The sequence below is a fragment of the Streptomyces sp. YGL11-2 genome, from assembly GCF_050054615.1.
In the GTDB taxonomy this organism is placed as follows: domain Bacteria; phylum Actinomycetota; class Actinomycetes; order Streptomycetales; family Streptomycetaceae; genus Streptomyces.
This window is the reverse complement of the sequence record NZ_JBNHIN010000026.1, coordinates 112883-119242: the sequence shown is the minus strand read 5'-3', so window position 1 is coordinate 119242 and position 6360 is coordinate 112883. Positions and strand designations below refer to the sequence as shown.

Here is a 6360-nt window from a genome sequence, read left to right as displayed (position 1 = left end):
GTAGCCGGCACCGCAGCCAGCACCCCTGCCCCAAGCCTCACTCCGAAACGGACATCAACTCGCGAACCGCCCACTAAGGCATCGGACAATCTCGTGCCGGGTCTTGCCCTCCTTGACGCGACGCTCATAGTAGTCACGGGTGCGCGGGTCGAAGCGCAGCCGGGTCTGCACGATCCGGAGCAAGGCGGCCTTGGCCTGCCTGTCGCCACCGCGGTTGAGTCGCTCTCCACGGCGCGGATCCAGGACTGCTCGGTGAGGCGGTAGCGGACCCAGTCATTGCCGGTGCCGCGGCGGCGCCGGGTCTCCCAGCCGCCGCCCATCCCACGGGAGCAGCACGGCTGGATGTTGTTGGCGGGCGAGGAGTAGAGGCCGTTCGAGGCGTCCTCGACCTGGCCGCCGTTCTCCAGTGCGGCGAGGTCGAAGGTGCCCAGCGCGGCGAGCCAGTCGGGCGCCGGGACGACCTCGCCGTGGACGCGGAGGCGGGCGATGCCACCGTCAGGGGCCCTCCCCCACGTGCACGCGGCAGGGGAACGGGCCCGCCACGAGCACTCGTCGAAGCGCAGCGTCGTCGAACAGGTGAAGGGCCCGGCACGTCGGAGTGCCGGGCCCTTCACCGTTCGCGTCCTGGGCGGGTGCCGGGTTCAGCAGCTCTCGGGGATGCAGGTGCCGGGCCCACCGTCGACCCACAGCAGGTCACCGCGGACCCAGCCGGAAACCCCGGAGCCATCCATCGTGACGTAGTACCACATGTATCCGTCCCCCGGGTTGGCCATGTTCGTTTCGTGGCAGGTGTCTCCCGAGTAGCCAACGCCGACGATCGTCGAGTGCGCGTTGTCCTGGGACCGGATGTTGGCGGCGGACGCGGTGATGCGGCAAGAGAAGCCGCTGTCTGCGTGTGCCGTCCCGGCGAAGGCCATGCCGGAGCCCGCCAGAGTGGCGGTCAGAGTCAGCGCGGAGAGAGCCGCGCGGGCGCGTGTGCGCACCGTTCCCCCTGTGTTCTTGAAGTTGATCTTACGGCATCTTCCTATCAGCTCCCCGTGAGGGCGGGGTAGTTGGATGTCGACGGTGCGCGGCGGCCGCACGGGGCCGCGATTCGGGATCAACGTGGGCATGCCATATCGCATCACCGCTCTGCGGCGCGTGAAATGTGGCAAGCAGCACATCGTTGAGAGGTTTAATATCTGGAATATTACGTTCCGTCTTGTCGCAGGTCAGCGGGCCACCAACGTCTCCCACGCCAGGATCCGCGCACTCGGAGCAGACCGTCGCCCAGCAGGACGATCCGGGTAGGGCCGCATAGCCTCACAGTACGCCGCGCGTGTAGGTTCCAATTCGGACCGTCTCATTCCGAATTGACGACCAGGGGTTCCCGGACCGTCTCATTCGAGGACACCAGGATTTCGTCTCACGATCTTGTCCCGTGAGCGCCATCCACCGCCAGGCAGAGGGCGCTGCGGTGGGACACCCACAGGCCGAAGTCCTTCCGAGCGGCTGGCAGCAGCCGCGCCACCTGGCCCTGGTCTTGGCGTCTCGGGCGAAGTCGCATCCTGGTCATCTGCTGCGGCGCGCACTCTGCTGTCCATGACCTCGTCGGAGGAACTGGCGGCTCCTCACGGTGATGCGGCAGATCGCCAACGATGCCATCTACACCGGCAATGATCTCTTCTCTCTGGAGAAGGACGAGGCCCGGGGGGACGTGGACAACATCGTCATCGCAGTCGAACACGACCGTGGGTGCGGTCGGGATGATGAGGCGATCAAGCACGTGGCCGAGCTGGTGAACTCCGGTACGCGCCGCTTCCTGGAACTGGAGCAGGACTTGGGTAAGGTGTGCGGCCGACTCGGAGCATCTCCCCAGCAGACGCAGGCAGCCGTGAAATACGCGGACGCGATGAAGGCATGGGTGATCGGCAACATCCAGTGGTCGACGGAGTCCGCCCTCTACCTGCCCGGCAACTACCTCCCCGCAAACGAACCCGGCTACGTCGAAGGGCTCCTCCCCGAAGCCCCCGTCTCAGACAGGCGAGTCACATGACCGCACAGCAAGAACCGAGGGTCGCTCTGGTCACCGGAGCCGCCAGCGGCATCGGCCGGGCGGCAGCCCTGCGACTGGCCACGGCCGGCTGGCGAGTGGCCGTCCTCGATGTCAACTGCGACGAGCTCAAGGGCCTGTGCGACGTCAGCTCCGGCATGCTTCCCTACGACTGCGACGTCACCGACCATGTGGCCGTGGCCGAGGTCGTCAGGCGGGTGTGTCAGGGCCTCGGTGTCCCGCGCCGCCTGGTGCACGCGGCCGGCAGCGCCGCTGCGGGTCCGTTGCTCCAGCACGGCATCGTAGGCCTCAAGCGGCTCATGGAGGTCGACTACGGCGGCACGCTCACCATGATTGAGGCGGTTGCGCCGGCAGGACACCTCGAAGGGGACTGACGAGGCGTCAGCGAAGTCAGCAACGAGTCAGCAAAGGTGTGATCAGAACCGACCAGAGATGATCGGACCTGCAACCCGACGTGAACCGGGGTTAACCTCATGACCCGGGAAGACGCTGGCCACGAGGCCAACCCGGGCCCCGCCCCTGCCTGGTTCGGGCGATCCCCGGCGTTGACCGAACTCTTCACTCCCCCCTCGGCTCCGAATCTGAGTTCGGACGGAGAGTGCGAGGCGATGCCCACGCATGGGCTGCCGGGTGCGAACCAGTTTCCCGCCAAGGGGCTGCCCGGCCTGGACTGATGGCGATGCCGCCCGGCGTTCCCGCCGCGCGGCTGCCGCACCGGCCCCGCTCCGCCCCCGCCCGCTCAGGGGCCCGGAGCGGAGCCAGTGCCGTGTGCGATGTGACGTATGAGGTCTGCGTCCTGGATGGCGCTCCAACTCCCCTCCCAAACTCGTCAGTTCGGGGAATACGGGATGGGGTGCCAGGCGGGCTATGGGCGGGGCTTCCTTGCGGGCTCTACACCAGCTTCTTCGGTGAAGCCGCCCATGACCACGGCCAGGGTTGGCTCGGCGCTGATCACTGCACCCGCGATCTCCAGCTCATGTCTTCGCCTTGTTCGCGCTGGCCGGCCTTAATACGCTCGCCCCGCTCTGCTCCTACCTGCTCCATCGCCACGTCGGCTTCCGCACCACACTGGACCGACTACATGACGCGTGCTCACGCTCGTCTACCTCGGGGCGCTGGCCGGGATGCGGATCAGCGAAACGCGCGGGAAGGCCGGGGCTCAGAGCCTCGTCGCGTAGAAGGCGACGGCGGAGGCTGCGGCGACGTTGAGGGAGTCCACTCCTGCGGCCATCGGGATCCGAACCCATTCATCAGCCGCGCGCAGGGCGTCGACCGACAGTCCCTCGCCTTCAGTTCCGAGCATGAGCGCCAGCTTCTCGTATCGACGGGCGGCCAGTTCGTCAATCGTGATCGACTTCTCGCCAAGGCACAAAGCAGCCGGCACGAAACCGTGCCGGCGGAACAGCTCGATGTCCTTCGGCCAAGAGGTCAGCCGGGTCCAGGGAACGCGGAAGACAGCGCCCATCGACACCTTCACAGCCCGCCGGTAGAGAGGGTCAGCGCAGCGCGGCGTGAGGAAGACGGCGTCCACACCCAGAGCGGCCGCGTTGCGGAAAGCAGCCCCCAGATTCGCATGATCAACTATGTCCTCGAAGATGGCAACGCGCTGACCTGCACCCTTTTGCAGACCCAAAGGCGACATCGCGCCGCCGTCTTCCGTCTTTCGGACTGCGACGGAGCAGGTGCTCCCCCTCTTCGCCGACTGCGCGCAACGGGCGCCCTCGGACCACGACTCGACCTGTTCAACCGTCAGCTCATCAGCACGCAGTCATATCCAACGCGCGAGAAGCGTGATCGTCACGGGGATGCGGTTGCAGTATTAGCCGTCCGCCGGTCCGTAGGGTCAACTCCGGTCGCACGCACGATGGTGTGTTGTAGACAGGCGGCGCACAGGGTTCGTGGCGCGCCCGGCATTGAGCCTGCGCACTCCTGTGATGTGTGGCTGGGATCTGGCCAACTGGCCGAGACCGGTGCCCTAATGGTCTCGGCGTGAGCCACTCCTTTCGGAAGCCCCAGGAGGCACCGTGTTCGCCGGCATACGCTCTCGGACCCTCGGCATCACCGCGGCACTCGCGCTCGCGTGCAGCGGTCTCCTCGCACCCGCCACAGCAAACGCCGACACCTCACTCCTGTCGTGCACCGGCACCCAGACCGTCACCTACGATCCGCCGCTCACCAACACCGCCAAGTCGACCAAGGTGACCATCACCGAGGTCTACACGTCCTGCAAGGACACAGCCGGCATCACGTCCGGCAAGGGAACGTTCCAACTCACCGAGACCGCGTCCTGCACCTCCCTCAACAACCCGCTCGGCACCCAGGACCAGCCCACCTACCAGTGGAACAACGACAAGAAATCCACTGTGCTCTTCAAGGTCACCTCCGTGGACCGACTGGGCAACGGCACATCTCAGGTCACGGCCGTCGGCACGGTGACCGACGGATTCGGGAAGGGCAGTGCCGCCACGCGTACGGTCACGCTGCCCGACCTGAGCGTCACCGCGTGTGCGGGCAAGGGAGTCCCGAGCCAAAGCGGCCCGGCGACACTGACCTTCGCGTAGCAGCCGCGGACGACACCCCGGCATCGGACGGCCGCTGTCCCGCACAGAGTGCCCCGCCGGTCGGCGGCGGGGCAAACTGTGCGGGCGGCGGTCAGCACTCCGGGTACCGACGCGGCGTCCAGGGCATCTACTCCTCGTCGCCGCCGTCGATGCGGCAGGAGGCACTGTCGAGGCTGAGCCAGGTGGCCTTCACGGTCCCGCCGTCTTGGATTCGCAAGGTGACGTGGCCCTTGGGGGGCGATGTCGAGGTGGAGTTCACGGCGCGCTGCGTCGGAAGCGACCGGGACGGTGCGGGGGGCGGCAGGGCGGTAGCCCTCCGGCAGCAGGGCAACGATGGCTTCGTCTACGGCTTGGCCGTCGGGCAGACTGATCCGGCCGCTGAACTCCAGTGTGTTCCATGGGTTGGCGCGGATCTGCGGCAACTGGTCGGGGTCGCCGCGAGTGTGAGCGCAGTCGGGATGCAAAGCCGGGAACCCTCTCAGGTTCGGAGGACGCGGGCACCTGGCTGGACCCTGTCGTCAGCTCCCGCCTGCCTCACGCCCCTCAGAGGCATCCCCCATACGGCAGTGGCTGAACCGCCATACCTCCTCTGCTCCTTTCCGCCCTTCCCGTGGCATTGGCATCGCGTTTCGACCGGATGAACATTCGGATGGGGCGACTGTGAGGAATTCCACCGACGGCCCGTCACATTCGCTCTCGTCCGCAACACCTACGAGTCAGGGGAGATGCATCATGGTGCGGGCTTTGACGAACCGGCACAGGCACCCGGGCCCGGGAATGCGGGTCGGCGTAGGCGTGGCGGTCCTGGTGGGCGGACTGCTCCCGCCGATGGTGGGCGCGGACAGCGCGGCTGCACAGCCGAACCAGCAGACGAGTTTCACGAATCCTGGCCGGTACACCTTCACGGTTCCCGGCCGCGTCACCGACGTGAAGACCCTCACCATCAGGGTCTGGGGTGCCGGGGCCGGCGGGAGCGGAGGAGCCGGTGGCGGCGGCGGTGGAGGCGGTGGTGGCGGCGGCAACGCCCTGCTCGCACAGGGCGGTGGCGGCGGGGGCGGAGGCGGAGGCGGCGGAGGAGGCGCCAGCGGCGGTGGCGGAGGCTCCGGCAGCTACGTGAAGTGCACCGACGTAGCTGTCGGCGGCGTGACCTTGACCGTCGTGGTGGGAGCAGGAGGGAGTGCCGGCGGTACGGGGCCCGGCGGCAGTGGTGGCACCGGCGGCAACAGTGGCGGCCCCTTCGGCGGCGCTCCCGGCAATGCAGGCACCTCCGCCGCCCTCGGGGGAGCCGGCGAGGACAGCAGGGTGACCCTCGTCGCGGGGGTGAACCTGGCGTTGGCTCCCGGCGGCACCGCCGGCACCAGGGCCGCGACCGGCGGCAGGGGCGGTGGCGGCGGTGCTCCCGGCGCGCTCGGTGGGGCCGGTGGTTTCGGCGGCGGCGGTGGGGGCGGCGGAACCATCAGCGGTTCCGGTGGTACCGGCGGCGGGGCAGCAAGCTGTGTGCTTGTTCTCAACGACAGGGCGAACGGCAACAACGGTAACGACGGTGCCGTGGGCAACTCCGGTACGACCGGCGGCAGTGGCGCGGGCCAACAGAACGGCACGGGCGGGGCCGGCGGCGGTGGTGGTACTGGCAGCAACGGCGGCAGCGGTGGGGCCGGTGGCGCCGGCAACACCGCCGACGGGTTCACCTTCGGCGCCGGCGGGGCCGGTGGTGGTGGCGGCAGGGGCGGCGCCGGAGGGGCTGGC

4 protein-coding genes and 4 pseudogenes are annotated in these 6360 nt (G+C 68.3%); 4 read left to right on the top strand and 4 right to left on the bottom strand.

Annotated features, from left to right (window positions below; all coding sequences use genetic code 11):
• Window positions 1-54: 54 nt before the first annotated feature.
• The 3 genes and pseudogenes from ACO1BR_RS26985 to ACO1BR_RS26975 form a co-directional block, all read right to left on the bottom strand.
• A pseudogene (locus ACO1BR_RS26985) lies at window positions 55-222 on the bottom strand (IS110 family transposase); the annotation flags it as partial.
• Window positions 159-500, bottom strand: a pseudogene (locus ACO1BR_RS26980) (allantoicase); the annotation flags it as partial. The pseudogenes ACO1BR_RS26980 and ACO1BR_RS26985, both read right to left, overlap by 64 nt.
• 141 nt (window positions 501-641) lie before the next feature.
• Window positions 642-983 carry a hypothetical protein gene (locus ACO1BR_RS26975; RefSeq protein WP_426797687.1) on the bottom strand — a complete coding sequence of 114 codons (342 nt, stop codon included), beginning with the start codon at window positions 981-983 and terminating at the stop codon, window positions 642-644.
• Between the two features lie 626 nt (window positions 984-1609).
• Between ACO1BR_RS26975 and ACO1BR_RS26970 the strand changes: the two are divergent.
• Window positions 1610-2035, top strand: a pseudogene (locus tag ACO1BR_RS26970) (terpene synthase family protein); the annotation flags it as partial.
• The gene (locus tag ACO1BR_RS26965) at window positions 2032-2427 is read left to right on the top strand and encodes an SDR family NAD(P)-dependent oxidoreductase (RefSeq protein WP_426797686.1); all 396 of its coding nucleotides are present in this window, start codon (window positions 2032-2034) and stop codon (window positions 2425-2427) included. The pseudogene ACO1BR_RS26970 and the gene ACO1BR_RS26965, both read left to right, overlap by 4 nt.
• 785 nt (window positions 2428-3212) lie before the next feature.
• Here the strand turns inward: ACO1BR_RS26965 and ACO1BR_RS26960 are convergent.
• Window positions 3213-3668: pseudogene (locus ACO1BR_RS26960) on the bottom strand (TrmH family RNA methyltransferase); the annotation flags it as partial.
• Window positions 3669-4077: 409 nt separating this feature from the next.
• Here ACO1BR_RS26960 and ACO1BR_RS26955 point away from each other — a divergent pair.
• A complete protein-coding gene (locus ACO1BR_RS26955) occupies window positions 4078-4614 on the top strand; it encodes a hypothetical protein (protein WP_426797685.1) in 537 nt (178 codons plus the stop codon).
• A 744-nt stretch (window positions 4615-5358) separates the two neighbouring features.
• The coding region (locus tag ACO1BR_RS26950) for a hypothetical protein (RefSeq protein ID WP_426797684.1) at window positions 5359-6360 on the top strand (1002 nt) is incomplete at its 3' end.

Bases quoted from the DNA above. Each gene is read 5' to 3' on its own strand.
- ACO1BR_RS26965 (WP_426797686.1), top strand. From the start codon at position 2,032: ATGACCGCACAGCAAGAACCGAGGGTCGCTCTGGTCACCGGAGCCGCC.